General features: G+C 58.2%; 16 protein-coding genes and 1 tRNA gene. 15 read left to right on the plus strand and 2 right to left on the minus strand.

Going from position 1 to position 19,783, the window contains the following annotated elements; translation table 11 throughout:
- Positions 1–536: 536 nt before the first annotated feature.
- Positions 537–1,034 (minus strand): ferritin-like domain-containing protein, encoded by a 498-nt coding sequence (locus Q0M35_RS10310; protein WP_295314853.1) that lies wholly within the window; start codon positions 1,032–1,034, stop codon positions 537–539.
- Between the two features lie 152 nt (positions 1,035–1,186).
- Between Q0M35_RS10310 and Q0M35_RS10315 the strand changes: the two genes are divergently transcribed.
- The 11 genes from Q0M35_RS10315 to Q0M35_RS10365 all read left to right on the plus strand — a co-directional run bounded on the left by Q0M35_RS10315 (position 1,187) and on the right by Q0M35_RS10365 (position 15,326).
- Positions 1,187–1,262 (plus strand) — tRNA-Trp (locus Q0M35_RS10315).
- 134 nt (positions 1,263–1,396) lie between these two features.
- Positions 1,397–2,008, plus strand: a complete 612-nt coding sequence (locus tag Q0M35_RS10320; RefSeq protein WP_295314855.1) for a hypothetical protein — start codon at positions 1,397–1,399, stop codon at positions 2,006–2,008.
- A gap of 80 nt (positions 2,009–2,088) precedes the next feature.
- A complete protein-coding gene (gene secE / locus Q0M35_RS10325; protein ID WP_169639392.1) occupies positions 2,089–2,283 on the plus strand; it encodes a preprotein translocase subunit SecE in 195 nt (64 codons plus the stop codon).
- Between the two features lie 203 nt (positions 2,284–2,486).
- Positions 2,487–3,020 carry a transcription termination/antitermination protein NusG gene (gene nusG, locus Q0M35_RS10330; RefSeq protein ID WP_295314857.1) on the plus strand — a complete coding sequence of 178 codons (534 nt, stop codon included), beginning with the start codon at positions 2,487–2,489 and terminating at the stop codon, positions 3,018–3,020.
- 105 nt (positions 3,021–3,125) lie between these two features.
- Entirely contained in the window at positions 3,126–3,551 is a 426-nt protein-coding gene (rplK, locus tag Q0M35_RS10335; protein WP_169639394.1) for a 50S ribosomal protein L11, read from the plus strand.
- Position 3,552: 1 nt separating this feature from the next.
- Complete coding sequence (rplA, locus tag Q0M35_RS10340; RefSeq protein WP_295314859.1) at positions 3,553–4,251, plus strand: 50S ribosomal protein L1; 699 nt, start codon at positions 3,553–3,555, stop codon at positions 4,249–4,251.
- A 317-nt stretch (positions 4,252–4,568) separates the two neighbouring features.
- Positions 4,569–5,084, plus strand: coding sequence for a 50S ribosomal protein L10 (gene rplJ / locus Q0M35_RS10345; protein WP_169639396.1), 516 nt, complete (start codon positions 4,569–4,571; stop codon positions 5,082–5,084).
- A gap of 74 nt (positions 5,085–5,158) precedes the next feature.
- Complete coding sequence (gene rplL, locus Q0M35_RS10350; RefSeq protein WP_169639397.1) at positions 5,159–5,533, plus strand: 50S ribosomal protein L7/L12; 375 nt, start codon at positions 5,159–5,161, stop codon at positions 5,531–5,533.
- Between the two features lie 267 nt (positions 5,534–5,800).
- Positions 5,801–9,937, plus strand: a complete 4,137-nt coding sequence (gene rpoB, locus Q0M35_RS10355; protein WP_295314863.1) for a DNA-directed RNA polymerase subunit beta — start codon at positions 5,801–5,803, stop codon at positions 9,935–9,937.
- A gap of 77 nt (positions 9,938–10,014) precedes the next feature.
- Positions 10,015–14,262 (plus strand): DNA-directed RNA polymerase subunit beta', encoded by a 4,248-nt coding sequence (gene rpoC, locus Q0M35_RS10360; RefSeq protein WP_295314865.1) that lies wholly within the window; start codon positions 10,015–10,017, stop codon positions 14,260–14,262.
- A 197-nt stretch (positions 14,263–14,459) separates the two neighbouring features.
- Complete coding sequence (locus Q0M35_RS10365; RefSeq protein WP_295314867.1) at positions 14,460–15,326, plus strand: DMT family transporter; 867 nt, start codon at positions 14,460–14,462, stop codon at positions 15,324–15,326.
- Here Q0M35_RS10365 and Q0M35_RS10370 read toward each other — a convergent pair.
- Complete coding sequence (locus tag Q0M35_RS10370; protein ID WP_295314869.1) at positions 15,294–16,217, minus strand: putative rhamnosyl transferase; 924 nt, start codon at positions 16,215–16,217, stop codon at positions 15,294–15,296. The two genes, Q0M35_RS10365 and Q0M35_RS10370, sit on opposite strands and share 33 nt — an antisense overlap.
- 300 nt (positions 16,218–16,517) lie before the next feature.
- Here Q0M35_RS10370 and rpsL point away from each other — a divergent pair, with 300 nt between their 5' ends.
- The 4 genes from rpsL to Q0M35_RS10390 form a co-directional block, all read left to right on the plus strand.
- Positions 16,518–16,889 carry a 30S ribosomal protein S12 gene (gene rpsL / locus Q0M35_RS10375; protein ID WP_011570072.1) on the plus strand — a complete coding sequence of 124 codons (372 nt, stop codon included), beginning with the start codon at positions 16,518–16,520 and terminating at the stop codon, positions 16,887–16,889.
- A 12-nt stretch (positions 16,890–16,901) separates the two neighbouring features.
- The gene (rpsG, locus tag Q0M35_RS10380; protein ID WP_067928015.1) at positions 16,902–17,372 is read left to right on the plus strand and encodes a 30S ribosomal protein S7; all 471 of its coding nucleotides are present in this window, start codon (positions 16,902–16,904) and stop codon (positions 17,370–17,372) included.
- Positions 17,373–17,435: 63 nt separating this feature from the next.
- Positions 17,436–19,562: an elongation factor G gene (gene fusA / locus Q0M35_RS10385; protein ID WP_295314875.1), complete on the plus strand. Its 2,127-nt coding sequence runs from the start codon at positions 17,436–17,438 to the stop codon at positions 19,560–19,562.
- 102 nt (positions 19,563–19,664) lie between these two features.
- Positions 19,665–19,783 (plus strand): GTP-binding protein (locus tag Q0M35_RS10390; RefSeq protein ID WP_295314877.1); only part of this gene is annotated, 119 nt, incomplete at its 3' end.

A 19,783-nucleotide genomic window follows, 5' to 3' on the forward strand; every position in this document is an offset into this window, starting at 1 on the left:
TGCAACCCGGTTGCAGCACCCGGCAGCGACAAAGAAAAGGCCGCAGCATACCCGCTGCGGCCTTTTTGCTGTCGGCAGGGGCCACCGGAAGTGGCCGTGCGCGGCGGGCAGACGTCAGAAATTTCCGGCGGCACCCGTGCCGCAAACTGCTGTCAGTAGCGTGTCAGGTTCGGTGCTGTCATAAACCGGACCTGATCATCAACGCCAACTGTATTTCTGGTCACAGGGTATTGTCCGGAGTCGGCACACCCCATGAGAAAAACTGAACCGATAATGAGAGCGAGGAGGGTTTTCATTTTCATGGTGATCTGTCCGTTCTGACTGGCATCTGCGTTTCGCAACAGGCGAAAATGCCTGATTGCATCTGAAGGTATGCAAAAGAAATGCCGCGCAAACCACGCAACGTCAGTGAACCAGTTCACACAGAACGATTTTTTTGGGGAAAGCTTTAGGCAGACGGGCAGAAATTGCGCGTACATCTGCGATGGTGTGTCACGTGGCGGGCGGGGCGCCGCAAAATCGGCGCCCCGCAGCAGTCATGCAGCGGCTTTGTTAACGCCGCCTTTGGTCGCGATTTCAGTCATCCGGCGATCACCGTCATAGGTCTCATCGAGATGGCGCTGCAGAACAGCCGCATCGCCGTCTTTCTCCAGACGGTTGGCGAAAGCAACAAGGCATCCGTATCCGGCAAGCGCGTAATGCACCATGCGCTGGTACTGGGTAATGATCATGGCGTCGCGGGCGTCATCATCGCCGAAGTCTTCTTCCAGCGCGTGAGCGCGGGCCTCTTTCACCAGACCCTCCATGCCTTTGCAGTGCTCACCTTCTGGGTCGATGTCATGCTCGGCACAGATGGACTTCAGAGCGTCCATGCCTTCGCTGATGCCCTTCGAGCCTGCGATCAGAGCTTCGGAAAGCTCTTTGTCTGTGGCAGCGCGGCCAAGCTCAGCTGTGACGTCGAGTGACTGCTTGCAGGCGCTGTAAATGTCCTGCAACTGGTCGTGATAGATTTCTTTCAGGGAATTGATTGCCATCTTTCGGGCCCTCCACAATTGTTACGGTTGTCTTGCATGAGAAACGCGGTCTGCGCGAATTCGTTCCGCGAATACCTGTGGGAAATTGCATCGGCCGGGGCAGGTTTACTCTTGAACACGCCGGCAATTCCGACTACGCCCGTCGACGGTACAGGGGTTTAGCTCAGTTGGTAGAGCATCGGTCTCCAAAACCGAGGGTCGTGGGTTCGAGTCCCTCAGCCCCTGCCATTTTTCCCATATTCAGCCTCCAGGGCACTGCGTCTGAGATCGGGTGCCGTCGTCAGGGCGTATTTCTGCCACGATAATGCCGTGAAGGGCGCGCAGAATTGACGTGATTCTGAACAATGCGGGAAAACGGGGAAATGTCAGATAACAACAGTGCAGCGCAGCAAGAAAGCAATGAAACAGATGCCGATATTCTAGCGGTGCGGTCCCTGATCGAAACCAACGAGGCCGGCCCCGGCGAGGAAGTCGCAGCCGTGCACGAGGCATCAGCATCAGGGGCCCGGGAGGCAACCATCATACAGGGTGCCTCCGACCGCGCGCCGGGGGGCGATCTCGCCGCGTGGCTTTTGTTTCGGATACGCGCCTACCGGCCCGAACGACGCGCCATTCTGGTGACGAGCGCTGTGCTGATGCTGCTGTTGCAGCCGGTATTTGTAATCGGCTGGGGTGTTCTGTTCGGCATCCTTTTTGTCGCCTTTTATCTGATTGTCGGGGAAGAGCGGTTCTGGAAGGGCGTTATCTCTCAGTTCCGGCGCTATGCCCGGCGCCACCCGGACGCCGCACGCCGGCTGAAACTGCGGGCATGGGTTTTGTCGCGACGCTGGGACCGGTATACGGCCATCCTGCCAGATGCCGCCGCCGACATGCTGCGCAGCCCTGACCTGCGCGCCATGATCGTTGCCGACCAGAAGCACGCAGCGGCGCTCAGCGAGCGTCTGAACCGTCTGAACCATGAACCGTCGCGATGAGACGCGCGCGCGGTTTGATCTCTTGAATTCTGCGCTGGGGCCCGTTACATCGCGGTGAGTTCAGCGCAGAAAGGTGACCCATGGCCACGAACCCGTTTCAGTTCATTCAGCAAACCCGTGCTGAGGTGGCGAAGGTTGTGTGGCCGACGAGGCGTGAGGTCATGCTTACGACTGTGATGGTTTTCATCATGGCAGCGCTCTTTGCGGTCTTCTTCGCCACGGTCGATATCATTATCCGTGGTGGTCTTCAGGCCGTGCTGGGCATGTTCGGCTGAGGCTGAACGGGGCAGTTCAAAAAACCCCCTGCACCCCTTGAAAGATTGGCCTGTGCGGAGTATGCCGCAGGCCTGACCAGAGGCAGGGCGTGTGGCGATTCGAGTTACGCGCCGATTTTTTGTTCAGACCTATCGGGATAAGTGCCCGGAAATACGAGATTTTTGGCAGCTTGCTGCCGGCAGAGACAGGGACCTGTAAACAGATGGCTAAGCGGTGGTATTCGGTGAGTGTCCTGTCGAACTTCGAAAAGAAGATCGCGGAACAGATCCGCACGTCCGTGGCCGAGCAGGCGCTCGAGGAACAGATCGACGAAGTCCTGGTGCCCACCGAAGAGGTAATCGAGGTGCGTCGCGGCAAGAAAGTGACCACCGAGCGGCGTTTTATGCCGGGCTATGTGCTGGTGCATATGGAGATGTCGGATAAGGGGTATCACCTGATTAACTCCATCAACCGGGTTACCGGGTTTCTTGGTCCGCAGGGGCGTCCGATGCCGATGCGCGATGCCGAGGTAAATGCGATTCTGAACCGTGTGCAGGAAGGCGAAGATGCGCCACGCACACTGATCCACTTTGAAGTGGGTGAGAAAGTTAAGGTTGCCGACGGTCCGTTTGAGGACTTTGACGGCATGATTGAAGAAGTAGATGACGACAACCAGCGCCTGAAGGTGTCGGTGTCGATCTTCGGCCGGGAGACCCCGGTCGAGCTGGAATTCACCCAGGTCAACAAGCAGACCTGAGTGCATAAACCGTGGGAGGCGAGGGTGCCGCGGCATCCGGACCGGACCACGACAACATAAGCCCGAACCGGCGCGCCGGGGCGGGGTTGGAAAAGGAGACGGCCAATGGCCAAGAAACTCGTTGGCAGCATGAAGCTGCAGGTGCCCGCAGGGCAGGCGAACCCCTCCCCGCCGGTCGGTCCGGCGCTGGGTCAGCGCGGCATCAACATCATGGAATTCTGCAAGGCGTTCAACGCCAAGACAGCGGATATGGAGCCGGGTGCGCCGTGCCCGACCGTGATCACCTATTATCAGGACAAGTCCTTCACGATGGATATCAAGACGCCGCCTGCGTCTTATTACCTCAAGAAGGCCGCCAAGCTGAAGTCCGGCGCCAAGACCCCCTCGCGCGAGGTTGTCGGCCATGTGACGACCAAGCAGGTGCGTGAAATCGCCGAAGCGAAGATGAAAGATCTCAACGCCAATTCCATCGAAGCGGCCATGCAGATCATCCTGGGCTCTGCCCGCTCTATGGGCATCGAGGTGAAGTAATATGGCAAAGCTCGGAAAAAGAACCCGCGCCGCACGCGAAGCATTCGCCGGCAAAGAGGACGTCACAGTCGAAGAGGCCGTGGCCCTGATCAAAGGCAACTCCAAGGTCAAATTCGACGAGACCGTCGAGATTGCTATGAACCTTGGTGTTGACCCGCGTCACGCAGATCAGATGGTCCGCGGCGTTGTCGGTCTGCCCAACGGCACCGGCAAAACCGTGCGCGTGGCGGTGTTTGCACGTGGCCCCAAGGCAGAAGAAGCCGAAAAGGCCGGCGCGGATATCGTCGGTGCGGAAGACCTGATGGAAACCGTGCAGAGCGGCAAGATCGAGTTTGATCGCTGCATCGCGACACCTGACATGATGCCGATCGTCGGTCGTCTGGGCAAGGTGCTCGGCCCCCGCAACCTGATGCCGAACCCCAAGGTTGGCACCGTGACAATGGACGTCGAAGCCGCTGTGAAAGCAGCCAAAGGCGGCGAAGTTCAGTTCAAAGCGGAAAAGGGCGGTGTCGTGCACGCAGGTGTTGGCAAAATGTCATTCGACGAAGGAAAGCTGGTGGAAAACATCCGCGCTTTCGTCAGTGCCGTATCCCGGGCCAAGCCGTCCGGGTCAAAAGGCACCTATATGAAGAAAATCGCGGTGAGCTCGACAATGGGCCCCGGCGTGACAGTTTCGGTGGATAACGCCGTTACGGAGTAAACACGTCGCATTTTGTCCGGCCGGTTGGATGCACGCATCCGGCGGCCGGGCAGGCGGCACCGGGACAATTTCCCGGTAAAAATCCGGCGGGGCGACCCGCCTGATAGGCAAGGCCAGACGACCGGCCCTGCTTTCTGTCCGAGACGGAGGGTTCAGGTTTCGATCTGAATAATTCCTTCCTGAGATGGGAAACGAGAAAATTCCGGCCTTCGGGCGGTTTTGGTCTCGGGACCCTCAACTGGACCCGAATGGGATGCAGACAATCGCATCCTGAACTGAGCCGGGAGGCATCCGCCTCCCACAAATGGAGTGAAACTGTGGATAGAGCACAAAAAGAACAGCTGGTCGATGAACTCGGCCAGATCTTTGAAAGCTCTGGCGTCGTTGTGGTCAGCCACTACGCCGGTCTGACAGTTGCTGAAATGCAGGACCTGCGCGCAAAAGCACGCGACGCGGGCGGGTCTGTGCGTGTTGCCAAAAACAGGCTCGCCAAGATCGCCCTTGAGGGCAAGCCATGCGAAAGCATTGCCGACCTTCTGACGGGTATGACTGTTCTGACCTATTCTGAGGATCCTGTGGCCGCGGCCAAGGTTGCTCAGGAGTTCGCCAAAGGAAATGACAAATTCGTCATTCTCGGTGGTGCAATGGGTGAGAACGCACTGGACGTCGCCGGTGTTGAAGCCGTGTCCAAAATGCCTTCGCGCGAGGAGCTTATCTCCACAATCGCGGGCATGCTGGGCGCACCTGCTTCGAACATCGCCGGGGCCATTGGCGCACCTGCAAGCAATATCGCATCCATCCTGTCCACCATCGAGGACAAGGCGGCCGCATAAAGCATCGTCAAACCGGTGTCGGGTTGAAAACGCGACGTTGGAACACACATATCGTTAACGGAAAGAGCTAAAACATGGCTGATCTGAAAAAACTGGCAGAAGAGATCGTTGGTCTGACGCTGCTTGAAGCACAAGAACTGAAGACAATCCTCAAAGACGAGTACGGCATCGAGCCCGCCGCTGGTGGCGCTGTGATGATGGCTGGTCCTGCGGATGGCGGCGGTGCTGCTGAAGAAGAGAAAACAGAATTCGACGTCGTTCTGAAGAACGCAGGCGCGTCGAAAATCAACGTGATCAAAGAAGTTCGCGGCATCACCGGTCTGGGCCTCAAAGAAGCCAAAGACCTCGTGGAAGCGGGCGGCAAGATCAAAGAAGGCTGCGACAAAGCCGAAGCCGAAGAGATCAAAGGCAAGCTGGAAGCAGCTGGCGCCGAGGTCGAACTGGCCTGAGCCGGCAGCTCAGGGACGGGGCGCTGATGCGCCGCATCTCTGTCTGATAAAAAAGAGCTGGATCCGGAGCTTTCCGGGTCCGGCTTAACCTGTCCTGATAAGGGCCTTTTGCGAAAGACCTTTATCAGGATGCGGTTTCAATGGTCGGGAAGGCACCGGTGGGACGGTGCCCGTGAATAGACCGAAAACGTATTGTCTCGTATGGGTGTGGTGCCGTGGCCCGACGGTAACCGCGACCGGTGAGAACTCTGAAAGGTGACACCTATTATGGCTCAATCGTTCCTTGGCCAGAAACGTCTACGTAAATATTATGGCAAAATCCGTGAAGTTCTGGAGATGCCAAACCTGATCGAGGTGCAGAAATCCTCGTATGATCTCTTCCTGAATTCCGGCGATGCCGACGTTCCTACGGACGGCGAGGGCATTACCGGTGTTTTCCAGTCGGTTTTCCCGATTAAGGATTTTAATGAAACATCCGTGCTTGAATACGTCAAGTACGAGCTGGAAAAGCCGAAATACGACGTTGAGGAATGTCAGCAGCGCGATATGACATATTCCGCGCCGCTCAAAGTAACGCTGCGCCTCATCGTGTTCGATATTGACGAGGATACCGGTGCAAAATCGGTCAAAGACATCAAGGAACAGGATGTCTTTATGGGCGATATGCCCCTGATGACGCCCAACGGCACCTTTGTTGTGAACGGCACCGAGCGCGTGATCGTGTCTCAGATGCACCGCTCGCCCGGCGTGTTCTTTGACCACGACAAAGGAAAAACGCACTCCTCCGGAAAGCTTCTTTTTGCCTGCCGCATCATCCCCTACCGCGGCTCCTGGCTGGACTTTGAGTTCGATGCCAAAGACATCGTCTTTGCCCGCATTGACCGCCGCCGGAAACTGCCTGTAACGACGCTTCTTTATGCGCTTGGTCTCGACCAGGAAGCCATCATGGATGCCTACTACAGCACCGTCACTTACAAGCTGAAGAAGAACAAAGGCTGGGTCGCCCCGTTCTTCCCTGATCGTGTGCGCGGTACCCGCCCGACATATGATCTGGTCGATGCGAAAACCGGTGAAATTCTCTTTGAGAAGGGCAAGAAAGTCACGCCCCGCGCGGTCAAACAGCTGATCGACGAAGGCAAAGTGACCGAGCTGCTGCTGCCGTTCGAGCACATCACCGGAAAATTCGCGGCCAAAGACATCATCAACGAAGAGACCGGCGCGATCTATGTCGAAGCCGGTGACGAGATGACACTGGAATACGACAAGGACGGTACGCTCGTCGGCGGAACGGCCAAAGAGCTCGTCGATGCCGGTGTGACCGAGATCCCGCTTCTCGACATCGATAACGTCAATGTCGGTCCGTACATGCGCAACACGATGGCGCAGGACAAAAACATGAACCGCGACACCGCGCTCATGGACATCTACCGCGTCATGCGTCCGGGTGAGCCGCCCACCGTCGAGGCGGCCTCTGCGCTTTTCGACACGCTTTTCTTTGACAGTGAGCGTTATGATCTTTCCGCGGTTGGCCGCGTGAAGATGAACATGCGTCTCGCACTCGATGCCGAGGATACACAGCGCACGCTGCGCCGCGAAGATATCGTGGCCTGCATCAAGGCGCTGGTCGATCTGCGCGACGGGCGTGGTGATATCGACGACATTGACCACCTCGGCAACCGCCGCGTGCGGTCAGTTGGTGAGCTGATGGAGAACCAGTACCGCGTCGGTCTGCTGCGCATGGAGCGTGCGATCAAAGAACGGATGTCGTCCGTCGAAATTGATACGGTGATGCCGCAGGATCTGATAAACGCTAAACCGGCTGCGGCAGCGGTGCGTGAATTCTTTGGCTCCTCGCAGCTGTCGCAGTTCATGGACCAGACGAACCCGCTGTCTGAGGTGACGCACAAGCGTCGTCTTTCGGCGCTTGGGCCAGGTGGTTTGACGCGGGAACGCGCGGGCTTTGAGGTGCGCGACGTGCATCCGACACACTATGGACGGATGTGCCCGATTGAGACGCCGGAAGGGCCGAACATCGGTCTGATCAACAGCCTCGCGACTTTCGCGCGGGTAAATAAATACGGCTTCATTGAGACACCCTACCGCAAGGTCGAGAACCGCAAGGTCACCGACGAGGTGCAGTACATGTCCGCGACCGAGGAGATGCGTCACACCGTGGCGCAGGCGAACGCCAATCTCGACGAGAACATGGTGTTTGTGAATGATCTGGTTTCGACCCGTCAGTCCGGCGACTACACGCTGGCGCCATCGGAAAGCGTTGATCTGATTGACGTATCTCCGAAACAGCTGGTGTCGGTTGCGGCCTCGCTCATTCCGTTCCTGGAAAATGACGATGCCAACCGCGCTCTGATGGGCTCGAACATGCAACGTCAGGCCGTGCCGCTTCTGCAGGCTGAGGCGCCACTTGTGGGCACCGGCATCGAAGAAGTTGTCGCACGCGATTCCGGTGCTGCGATCATGGCGAAACGCGCAGGCGTGATCGACCAGGTTGACGCCAGCCGGATCGTGATACGGGCAACCGAAGATCTTGAACTGGGGGACGCGGGCGTGGATATTTACCGCATGCGCAAATTCCAGCGCTCGAACCAGAACACCTGTATCAACCAGCGTCCGCTGGTGAAGGTGGGTGACCGGGTCTCCAAAGGACAGGTGGTTGCCGATGGTCCGTCAACGGATATGGGGGAGCTGGCGCTTGGTAAAAACGTCGTCGTCGCCTTCATGCCGTGGAATGGCTACAACTACGAGGACTCTATCCTGATCTCCGAGCGGATTGCCCGCGACGACGTCTTCACCTCGATCCACATCGAGGAATTCGAAGTCGCCGCGCGTGACACCAAGCTCGGGCCGGAAGAGATCACCCGCGATATACCGAACGTCGGCGAGGAAGCCCTGCGCAACCTCGACGAAGCGGGCATCGTCTATATCGGAGCGGACGTAGAGCCCGGCGATATTCTGGTGGGCAAGATCACCCCGAAAGGCGAAAGCCCGATGACGCCGGAGGAAAAACTTCTGCGCGCCATCTTTGGTGAGAAAGCCTCTGACGTGCGCGATACCTCGCTGCGCGTGAAGCCGGGTGATTTCGGCACGGTCGTCGAAGTGCGCGTCTTTAACCGCCACGGTGTGGAAAAGGACGAGCGCGCGCTGCAGATCGAGCGCGAAGAGGTGGAACGCCTCGCCCGTGACCGCGACGACGAACTCGCGATCCTCGACCGGAACATCTATGCCCGTCTGAAGGACCTGATCCTCGGAAAAACTGCTGTGAAGGGCCCTAAAGGCTTCAAGGCAAACTCCGAGATCACCGAAGACGCGCTGGAAATGCTGACCCGCGGTCAGTGGTGGCAGCTGGCTCTGAAAGACGAGGCGGATGCACAGGTCGTCGAGGCCCTCAACGAGCAGTACGAGATCCAGAAACGGGCTCTTGATGCGCGCTTTGAGGACAAAGTCGAGAAGGTCCGCCGTGGCGATGATCTGCCCCCGGGTGTGATGAAAATGGTCAAGGTTTTCGTGGCGGTAAAGCGCAAGCTGCAGCCGGGCGATAAAATGGCCGGTCGTCACGGCAACAAGGGCGTAATCTCCAAAGTGGTCCCAATGGAGGACATGCCGTTCCTCGCGGACGGGACACCGGTGGATTTCTGTCTGAACCCGCTGGGCGTGCCGTCGCGTATGAACGTCGGTCAGATCCTTGAGACGCATATGGGATGGGCCGCACGTGGCCTGGGTGTCAACGTCGATGAGGCGCTGCAGGACTATCGCCGCTCCGGTGATCTGACGCCTGTGCGTGAGGCTCTGAGCCTTGCCTACGGTCAGGATGTCTACGACGAGGGCATCGCCGGCATGGACGAGGAAACCCTCGTTGAGGCTGCCGGCAATGTCACACGCGGCGTGCCGATTGCGACGCCGGTATTCGATGGCGCCAAAGAGGCAGACGTGAACGATGCGCTGAAGCGCGCAGGGTTTGATACCTCGGGTCAGTCGGTGCTCTTTGACGGGCGCACAGGCGAGCAGTTTGCCCGCCCTGTGACCGTCGGCGTCAAATACCTGCTGAAACTGCACCACCTTGTGGATGACAAAATCCACGCGCGCTCGACCGGGCCTTACAGCCTCGTCACCCAGCAGCCGCTGGGTGGTAAAGCGCAGTTTGGTGGCCAGCGCTTCGGTGAGATGGAGGTCTGGGCGCTTGAAGCTTATGGCGCTGCCTACACCCTGCAGGAAATGCTGACCGTGAAATCGGACGACGTGGCCGGACGGACGAAAGTCTATGAAAGCATCGTCAAAGGCGAGGACAACTTTGAAGCGGGCGTGCCCGAGAGCTTCAACGTTCTGGTCAAAGAAGTCCGTGGCCTCGGCCTCAACATGGAACTCCTGGACGCTGAGGAAGACGAATAACGGGATCAACGCGGGGTGCCTTTTGATGGCTCCCTGCGCCCTCGCTCTTCCATTGCCTCCCTTTCAAGGATTTGAAAATGAACCAGGAACTGACAAACAACCCGTTCAACCCGCTCACGCCGCCCAAGGTTTTTGACGAGATCAAGGTCTCGCTTGCATCGCCTGAGCGCATTCTGAGCTGGTCCTTCGGTGAGATCAAAAAGCCCGAGACCATCAACTACCGGACATTCAAGCCCGAGCGTGACGGTCTTTTCTGCGCGCGTATTTTTGGCCCGATCAAGGACTACGAATGTCTCTGCGGCAAGTACAAGCGGATGAAGTATCGCGGCGTTGTCTGCGAGAAATGCGGCGTGGAAGTCACGCTGCAGAAAGTGCGCCGTGAGCGTATGGGCCACATTGAGCTTGCCTCGCCCGTGGCACACATCTGGTTTCTGAAATCGCTGCCCTCCCGCATCGGTCTGATGCTGGATATGACGCTGCGCGATCTGGAGCGGGTTCTCTATTTTGAGAATTACGTGGTGATCGAGCCGGGCCTCACAGACCTCACCTATGGTCAGATGATGACCGAAGAAGAGTATATGGATGCCCAGGACGCGTTCGGCATGGACGCTTTCACCGCGAATATCGGTGCTGAAGCGATCCGCGAAATGCTGGCCGCGATCGATCTGGAAGCCGAAGCAGAGCAGCTGCGTGCGGACCTCAAAGAGGCCACAGGCGAGCTTAAGCCCAAGAAGATCATCAAACGCCTGAAAGTCGTGGAGAGCTTCCTTGAATCCGGTAACCGTCCGGAGTGGATGGTTCTGACGGTTATCCCCGTGATTCCGCCGGAACTGCGCCCGCTGGTGCCGCTGGATGGCGGCCGGTTCGCGACCTCTGATCTCAACGACCTCTATCGTCGTGTGATCAACCGGAACAACCGTCTCAAGCGTCTCATCGAACTGCGCGCACCTGACATCATCGTGCGTAACGAAAAGCGGATGTTGCAGGAATCTGTAGATGCGCTCTTTGACAACGGCCGTCGGGGCCGGGTGATTACCGGGGCCAACAAGCGTCCGCTGAAATCGCTCAGCGACATGCTGAAAGGTAAACAGGGTCGTTTCCGTCAGAACCTTCTGGGTAAACGCGTCGATTTCTCCGGACGTTCAGTCATCGTGACCGGGCCTGAACTGAAGCTGCACCAGTGTGGTCTGCCAAAAAAGATGGCGCTCGAACTCTTCAAGCCGTTCATCTACTCGCGTCTGGAAGCTAAAGGTCTCAGCTCGACCGTGAAACAGGCCAAGAAGCTCGTCGAAAAAGAACGTCCCGAGGTCTGGGACATTCTTGACGAGGTGATCCGCGAGCACCCTGTGATGCTGAACCGGGCGCCGACGCTGCACCGTCTCGGTATTCAGGCGTTTGAGCCTGTTCTGATCGAAGGTAAAGCGATCCAGCTGCACCCGCTCGTCTGCTCGGCCTTTAATGCCGACTTCGACGGTGACCAGATGGCCGTACACGTGCCGCTCAGCCTTGAGGCGCAGCTTGAAGCGCGCGTTCTGATGATGTCCACCAACAACGTTCTGTCGCCTGCAAACGGCGCGCCGATCATCGTGCCGTCGCAGGATATGATCCTTGGGTTGTATTACACGACCCTGGAGCGTGAAGGCATGAAGGGCGAAGGCATGGTCTTTGGCTCTGTTGAGGAAGTCCAGCACGCGCTTGATGCAGGTCTCGTTCACCTGCACAGCAAAATTACGGCCCGGATCTCGCAGATCGACGAAAACGGCCTTGAAGTGATGAAACGCTTCGAGACCACGCCGGGGCGTATCCGTCTGGGCGCGCTCCTGCCGCTCAATGCCAAGGCGCCGTTCGAACTGGTCAACCGTCTGCTGCGGAAGAAAGAAGTACAGCAGATCATCGACACGGTTTATCGTTATTGCGGCCAGAAAGAATCCGTCATTTTCTGCGACCAGATCATGACAATGGGTTTCCGCGAAGCCTTCAAGGCCGGCATTTCCTTTGGCAAGGACGACATGCTGATCCCCGACACCAAATGGCCGATCGTCGAAGAGACGCGCGAGCTGGTGAAGGATTTCGAGCAGCAGTACATGGACGGTCTGATCACTCAGGGCGAGAAGTACAACAAAGTGGTCGATGCCTGGTCGAAGTGTAACGACAAAGTCACCGACGCGATGATGGGCTCGATCTCTGCAAGCCAGCGCAATGAGGCCGGTGCCGAAATGGAACCGAACTCGGTTTATATGATGGCGCACTCCGGAGCGCGGGGTTCGGTGACGCAGATGAAACAGCTCGGCGGGATGCGCGGCCTGATGGCCAAGCCGAACGGCGACATCATCGAGACACCGATCATCTCGAACTTCAAAGAAGGTCTGACCGTTCTGGAGTACTTCAACTCCACGCACGGCGCCCGGAAGGGTCTGTCGGATACCGCTCTGAAGACCGCGAACTCAGGCTACCTGACGCGTCGTCTGGTGGACGTGGCGCAGGACTGCATCGTGCGCATGAACGACTGTGGCACGGAAACGTCAATCACTGCGGTGGCTGCGGTCAACGACGGTGAGGTTGTCTCCTCGCTGTCCGAGCGCATTCTGGGCCGCGTGGTGGCGGAAGACATCATGCGTCCGGGTACGGATGACGTTTTGCTTGCCGCCGGCACGCTCATTGACGAGCGGATGGCTGACGCCGTCGAAGAGGCCGGTGTGGCCTCCGCGCGGATCCGCAGCCCGCTGACCTGTGAGGCCGAAGAGGGCGTTTGCGCCATGTGCTACGGTCGTGACCTCGCACGCGGTACCATGGTCAACACCGGTGAGGCTGTCGGCATTATTGCCGCGCAGTCGATCGGTGAGCCCGGCACACAGCTGACGATGCGGACATTCCACATCGGCGGCGTGGCCCAGGGTGGCCAGCAGTCGTTCCTTGAGGCCAGCCATTCCGGCAAGGTCGTCTTTGACAACGCCTCGACCCTTGAGAACGCCTCCGGCGAGATCATGGTGATGGGCCGGAACATGAAGCTGATCATTCAGGACGAGAACGGCGAAGAACGTGCCAGCCATAAGGTGGGTTACGGCACCAAGCTCTTTGTCACCGATGGCCAGGACGTGAAACGCGGCGACAAGCTCTTTGAGTGGGATCCCTACACCCTGCCGATTATCGCGGAGAAACCCGGTACGGCGAAGTTTGTTGACCTTGTCAGCGGCATCGCGGTGCGGGACGAAACCGATGATGCAACCGGTATGACACAGAAGATCGTGATCGACTGGCGGTCAGCGGCCAAAGGCAACGAGCTTAAGCCCGAGATCATTCTGGTGGATGGCGATGGTGAGCCGGTGCGCAACGATGCGGGCAATCCGGTGACCTATCCGATGTCCGTCGACGCGGTTCTCTCCATCGAGGATGGTGCCGAGATCCAGGCCGGTGACGTCGTTGCGCGGATTCCGCGTGAAGGCGCCAAGACCAAGGACATCACGGGTGGTCTGCCGCGTGTGGCCGAACTCTTTGAGGCGCGTCGCCCGAAAGATCACGCCATTATCGCTGAGATCGACGGCTATGTGCGCTACGGTAAGGACTATAAAAACAAGCGCCGTATCGCGATTGAGTCCGCCGAAGATCCGGATACCAAAGTCGAATACATGGTGCCCAAGGGCAAACACATTCCCGTCGCGGAAGGTGATTTTGTTCAGAAGGGCGATTACATCATGGACGGCAATCCGGCGCCGCACGACATTCTTGCCATTATGGGTGTCGAAGCGCTGGCGGATTACATGATCGACGAGGTGCAGGATGTTTACCGTTTGCAGGGTGTGAAGATCAACGACAAGCACATCGAGGTTATCGTGCGTCAGATGCTGCAGAAGTGGGAGATCCAGGATTCCGGCGACACCACGCTGCTGAAAGGCGAACACGTCGATAAGCAGGAGTTCGATCACGCCAATGAAAAGGCCCTCGCCAAAGGCGGGCGTCCGGCTCAGGGCGAACCCATTCTGCTCGGCATCACCAAGGCGTCGCTGCAGACCCGCAGCTTTATCTCGGCAGCCTCCTTCCAGGAGACTACCCGGGTTCTTACCGAAGCTTCCGTGCAGGGTAAGAAGGACAAGCTGGTTGGTCTGAAAGAGAACGTCATCGTGGGCCGTCTGATCCCGGCCGGTACCGGTGGTGCGACCATGAAGGTTCGCCGCGTGGCACAGGATCGCGACAATGTCGTGATTGAAGCGCGCCGCGAGGAGGCCGAAGCGGCCGCAGCTCTGGCGGCTCCCTCACCGGACGATGACATGGTCGGTGGCGATGTCTTTGACCAGGTGATCCCGGCAGACGAAGACAGCCGCGACTGATCAAAACAGTCTGCACTGAAAAGTAACCCCCCGCCGGTCACACGGCGGGGGTTTTTCGTTTCGGACATTGGGTTCGCAGATCCCGGAAGCCTCTGCTGTCGCAGGACACCGGGTCATTGCACCGCCCGTGAAACTACAGGGTTGGACCTTGTCCGGAATGCGTCATAGGGATGGTGCGGGATTAAAAGGGACACAGCATGTCGCCAAATCTGACCGGGGCCATTCTGATGATGGTTTCGATGGCCTGTTTCACCATAAACGACGCATTTCTGAAGGCGGCGGGTGGGGCACTGCCGCTCTTTCAGTTGCTGTTTTTGCGGGGGATTTTTTCAAGTCTTCTGATCGGCGGACTGGCCTGGCAGCGCGGGTCCCTGCGCATTGCTGTTTCTGCTCAGGACCGGCGGCTGATCGCGCTGCGCTCGGTGGCGGAGGTTGCTGCGGCCTATTTCTTTGTGACTGCTCTGCTCGAAATGCCGCTGGCGAATGTCACGGCGATCCTTCAGGTGTTGCCGTTGACGGTGACGCTCGGATCGGCGGTATTTTTTCAGGAACCGGTTGGCTGGCGGCGGTTTCTGGCAATCGGGATCGGGTTTGCCGGCATGCTGCTGATCGTGCGGCCGGGCACAGATGGCTTCAACGTCTGGTCTTTATATGCGCTCATCGCGGTCATCTGCGTGACGGTACGGGACCTTTCGACCCGACGGTTGTCGCCCGGTGTGCCGTCTTTGCTGGTCACGCTGAGTGCGTCCGTCACGGTTCTGGTGGCCGCCGGCTTTGCGTCGCTGACGATCACCTGGGCACCGGTGACGCCCTGGCTGGGCGGGCTGGTCCTCGCCTCATCCGTATTCATCGTGGGCGGCTACTTCTTTTCGGTGCAGGTGATGCGGGCGGGAGACGTGAGTTTCATCGCACCCTTCCGCTACACCGGTCTGATCTGGGCGCTGGCGCTGGGGTGGTTTGTTTTCGGCGACTGGCCTGCGCCACTGACCCTGGCCGGTGCGGCGATCATCGTGGCGACCGGGCTTTTTACTCTATACCGTGAACGCAGCCTGATGCGCCGGTGAGAAAAGCCGGCGAACCTCGTCTGCATCCACATTGAAGGCCATGCGAAAGTAGTCCTCGTGGTCCTTGTCGAGCAGGGTGGTTTTTACGGGGCGCGCGGCGGACTTCTGGCGCGAGTCGTTATACTCAGTGTGTCCGCGGATCATCATATCCTCGCCGGGAAAGGACAGCACGGGCATCCGCTCCCAGATGCGCGAATGGTTGAAGTTCATCACGGTAAGGCGGGTGCGGGGCTGCAGCATGACAGCAAGACCGGGCGTCCAGCAGCGTTCGCGCACGGGTGCTGCACTGATGCCATCCGGTCCTGAATGCACGACGAATCCCTGGTTAAAATCGATCGCGAGGCTGCGGTGATCAGAAAGTACCGGCAGGGCCTGACCCGCGCGGCGGCGCAGTTCGGCTACAAAATGCAGTGCCACCGCGTCGTCATCATCCAGCCGGAACTGAAGGCAAGGCGATTTGCCGCGCGCGCGCTCAGCATTTATTACGCCGCTCATAACCCGCCGGTGCTTGCCGGGGGCATGCTCGCGGATCACAATCTGCGGCACATCGGCGACCAGGTCCTGCAAGCGGGATTTATAGGTCCGGGGCATGGTGTCACCGATGACAATGATAAAGGTAAAATCGCCATCTGTCTGGGCGCGGATGCAGGGCAGGGTATATGCCTCGAAGGTTGCAAACCGCGATGCCATCCGCTCCGGGGCCCAAAGGCTTTTCATGCGGTCTTCGGGGCTTGGATGCGTGACCTGAAACCCGCCGATGGCGGGATAGGAAAACCGGCAAAGGCCAATGACCTGCATCTCGCTGCGTCCCTTCGTTTCCGTGATCGGGCTGCGGCCACCATTGCAGCGCTGATGCGCGGAGACAAGATCGGAGGGGGCTGTTGACACCACGGGCGACTCCTTTTATACGCGCGACATCTCGAAGGCAGGAGCACTCTGTCCTTTGAAATCAAAATGAAGTGGTCACGATCCGGCCCCCTATCGGCCCGATCCTCTGTAAACCCACCGCGTCGTTTCCCCGGTACGGAAACGGAGGCGGTTTTTTTGTTGTCGCGGGTACATGCGCGACAAGAGACAAACGCGCATCCGCGCACCGGACGGCCCTGTGGACGCATGTGGCTGTGACAACTGAAACCGCACAAAGGGCGTCTTTGTGCACACATATGTGAGCTAAACGGGGAACCAACCGGAATGCCAACGATTCAGCAGCTGATCCGCAAACCGCGGCAGCCAAAAATTAAACGTTCAAAGTCCATGCACCTGCAGGAATGCCCGCAGAAGCGTGGCGTTTGTACGCGTGTTTACACAACCACACCGAAAAAGCCGAACTCGGCGATGCGGAAAGTGGCGAAGGTCCGTCTGACCAATGGCTTTGAAGTCATCAGCTACATCCCGGGCGAGAGCCACAACCTTCAGGAGCACTCTGTGGTTCTGATCCGTGGCGGCCGTGTGAAAGACCTTCCCGGTGTGCGTTACCACATCCTGCGCGGTGTCCTGGATACTCAGGGCGTTAAAGACCGTAAGCAGCGTCGTTCGAAATACGGCGCCAAGCGTCCGAAGTAAGAGGAATACGATATGTCCCGTCGCCACGCAGCCGAAAAACGCGAAGTTCTGCCAGACGCCAAATACGGTGATCTGGTTCTGACCAAATTCATGAACAATCTGATGATCGACGGCAAAAAGTCGGTCGCAGAACGTATCGTCTATAACGCGATGACCCGCGTTGAGGACAAGATCAAGCGCGCACCGATCGAGGTGTTCCACGAAGCGCTCGACAACATCAAACCCTCCGTCGAGGTTCGCTCGCGCCGGGTTGGTGGTGCAACATACCAGGTACCCGTCGAAGTGCGCCCCGAGCGCCGCGAAGCGCTGGCGATCCGCTGGCTGATCAAAGCCTCGCGCGCCCGTAACGAGAACACCATGGAAGAGCGCCTTGCCGGTGAGCTTCTGGATGCTGTTCAGTCCCGCGGTACCGCAGTGAAAAAGCGCGAAGACACCCACAAGATGGCAGACGCCAACAAAGCGTTCAGCCACTACCGCTGGTAATTATTTCGCGCCCTTCAAGGGGGGCGCGATCAACCGTTTCAGATATTCTGAGGAAGCAGCTCAATGGCACGCGATTATCCGCTCCAACGCTACCGTAACTTTGGCATCATGGCTCACATCGATGCCGGTAAAACAACATGTTCCGAGCGCATCCTGTTCTATACAGGCAAGTCTCACAACATCGGTGAGGTGCACGATGGTGCCGCCACGATGGACTGGATGGAGCAGGAGCAGGAACGTGGCATCACGATTACTTCTGCTGCGACGACAACTTTCTGGCAGCGTCAGGAAGAGCCGACATCCGACGGTACATCCGACACCAAGTACCGCATGAACATCATCGACACACCCGGCCACGTGGACTTCACCATTGAAGTTGAGCGTTCGCTGGCGGTTCTTGACGGCGCGGTTGCTGTGCTCGATGCCAATGCCGGCGTTGAGCCGCAGACGGAAACTGTCTGGCGTCAGGCAGACCGCTATAAGGTTCCGCGCATTGTTTTCGTCAACAAGATGGACAAGATCGGCGCTGACTTCTTTAACTGCGTCAAGATGATCAAAGACCGTACGGGTGCAACGCCCGCACCGATCCAGATCCCGATCGGCGCAGAGACCGAGCTTGAGGGCATGATTGACCTCGTGACCATGGAAGAGTGGGTCTGGGAAGGTGAAGACCTTGGCGCGTCCTGGGTGAAGAAGCCCATCCGTGACAGCCTGAAAGCTCAGGCAGACGAGTGGCGCGGCCACCTCATCGAGACTGCGGTCGAGATGGATGACGACGCGATGGAAAACTATCTGATGGACGGTGCTGAGCCGGATGTGGATACGCTGCGCAAGCTGATCCGCAAAGGCACACTCGCGATCAAATTCATTCCCGTTCTTTGTGGCTCTGCTTTCAAGAACAAAGGCGTGCAGCCTCTGCTGAACGCCGTGATCGATTATCTGCCCAGCCCTCTGGACGTTGTTGATTACATGGGCTTCAAACCCGGTGACGAGGACGAAGTCCGTAACATTCCGCGCCGTGCGGATGACGACATGGCGTTCTCCGGTCTGGCATTCAAAATCATGAACGACCCCTTTGTGGGCTCGCTGACCTTTACCCGTATCTATTCCGGCCAGCTGAAGAAGGGCGATACTCTGCTCAATTCGACAAAAGGCAAGAAAGAGCGCGTTGGCCGGATGATGATGATGCATTCGATCAACCGTGAAGAGATCGACGAAGCCTTTGCCGGCGACATCATCGCGCTGGCGGGTCTGAAAGACACCACAACCGGTGACACGCTTTGTGCGGTCAATGATCCGGTCGTGCTGGAAACGATGACTTTCCCTGATCCGGTCATTGAGATCGCGGTCGAGCCGAAAACGAAGGCTGACCAGGAGAAAATGTCTCAGGGTCTGGCGCGTCTGGCGGCCGAGGATCCGTCCTTCCGCGTAGAAACTGATCTGGAATCGGGTCAGACGATCATGAAGGGCATGGGGGAACTTCACCTCGATATCCTCGTCGATCGCCTGAAGCGTGAGTTCAAGGTCGAGGCCAACATCGGTGCTCCGCAGGTGGCCTATCGTGAAACGGTCAGCCGTGAAGCTGAGATCGTATATACTCACAAGAAACAGTCTGGTGGGTCGGGTCAGTTTGCTGAGGTCAAGATGATCATCACGCCGACGGAGCCGGGCGAAGGCTACTCTTTCGAGTCCCGGGTTGTCGGTGGTTCGGTGCCTAAGGAGTATATCCCGGGCGTTGAAAAGGGTATCAAATCGGTCATGGACTCCGGTCCGCTTGCCGGCTTCCCTGTGATCGACTTCAAGGTCGCGCTCATCGAAGGCAAATACCACGATGTGGACTCCTCTGTTCTGGCGTTCGAAATCGCCGGTCGGATGGGGATGCGGGAAGGCATGAAAAAGGCCGGCGCAAAGCTGCTCGAGCCGATCATGAAGGTCGAAGTGATCACGCCGGAGGAATACACCGGTGGCATCATCGGTGATCTGACATCCCGCCGTGGTCAGGTGACCGGCCAGGAGCCGCGCGGCAATGCAATTGCAATTGATGCATTCGTGCCGCTGGCGAACATGTTCGGCTACATCAACACGCTGCGTTCGATGTCGTCGGGACGTGCGCAGTTCACCATGCAGTTCGATCACTACGATCCGGTGCCCCAGAACATCTCTGACGAGATTCAGGCCAAATTCGCTTAACGACGTCGCCCCGGCGGGGCGGCCACAAGGCGCGCCCCGGGGCGCGCCTATATCAGACACCGGCGGCCGGACCGCCACAAAGAACACCCCAAGGAGGCCATCATGGCAAAGGCAAAGTTTGAACGTAATAAACCGCACGTGAACATCGGCACGATTGGTCACGTTGACCACGGCAAGACGACGCTGACGGCTGCGATCACGAAGTATTTCGGCGACTTCCA

This window comes from Roseobacter sp., from assembly GCF_024639605.1.
Classification (GTDB): domain Bacteria; phylum Pseudomonadota; class Alphaproteobacteria; order Rhodobacterales; family Rhodobacteraceae; genus Roseobacter.

What these genes read in the sequence shown, in the direction of transcription:
- Q0M35_RS10310 (WP_295314853.1), bottom strand. Translation starts at nt 1,034, where the DNA reads ATGGCAATCAATTCCCTGAAAGAAATCTATCACGACCAGTTGCAGGAC.
- Q0M35_RS10320 (WP_295314855.1), top strand. Translation starts at nt 1,397, where the DNA reads ATGTCAGATAACAACAGTGCAGCGCAGCAAGAAAGCAATGAAACAGAT.
- secE (WP_169639392.1), top strand. Translation starts at nt 2,089, where the DNA reads ATGGCCACGAACCCGTTTCAGTTCATTCAGCAAACCCGTGCTGAGGTG.
- nusG (WP_295314857.1), top strand. Translation starts at nt 2,487, where the DNA reads ATGGCTAAGCGGTGGTATTCGGTGAGTGTCCTGTCGAACTTCGAAAAG.
- rplK (WP_169639394.1), top strand. Translation starts at nt 3,126, where the DNA reads ATGGCCAAGAAACTCGTTGGCAGCATGAAGCTGCAGGTGCCCGCAGGG.
- rplA (WP_295314859.1), top strand. Translation starts at nt 3,553, where the DNA reads ATGGCAAAGCTCGGAAAAAGAACCCGCGCCGCACGCGAAGCATTCGCC.
- rplL (WP_169639397.1), top strand. Translation starts at nt 5,159, where the DNA reads ATGGCTGATCTGAAAAAACTGGCAGAAGAGATCGTTGGTCTGACGCTG.
- rpoB (WP_295314863.1), top strand. Translation starts at nt 5,801, where the DNA reads ATGGCTCAATCGTTCCTTGGCCAGAAACGTCTACGTAAATATTATGGC.
- rpoC (WP_295314865.1), top strand. Translation starts at nt 10,015, where the DNA reads ATGAACCAGGAACTGACAAACAACCCGTTCAACCCGCTCACGCCGCCC.
- Q0M35_RS10365 (WP_295314867.1), top strand. Translation starts at nt 14,460, where the DNA reads ATGTCGCCAAATCTGACCGGGGCCATTCTGATGATGGTTTCGATGGCC.
- rpsL (WP_011570072.1), top strand. Translation starts at nt 16,518, where the DNA reads ATGCCAACGATTCAGCAGCTGATCCGCAAACCGCGGCAGCCAAAAATT.
- rpsG (WP_067928015.1), top strand. Translation starts at nt 16,902, where the DNA reads ATGTCCCGTCGCCACGCAGCCGAAAAACGCGAAGTTCTGCCAGACGCC.
- fusA (WP_295314875.1), top strand. Translation starts at nt 17,436, where the DNA reads ATGGCACGCGATTATCCGCTCCAACGCTACCGTAACTTTGGCATCATG.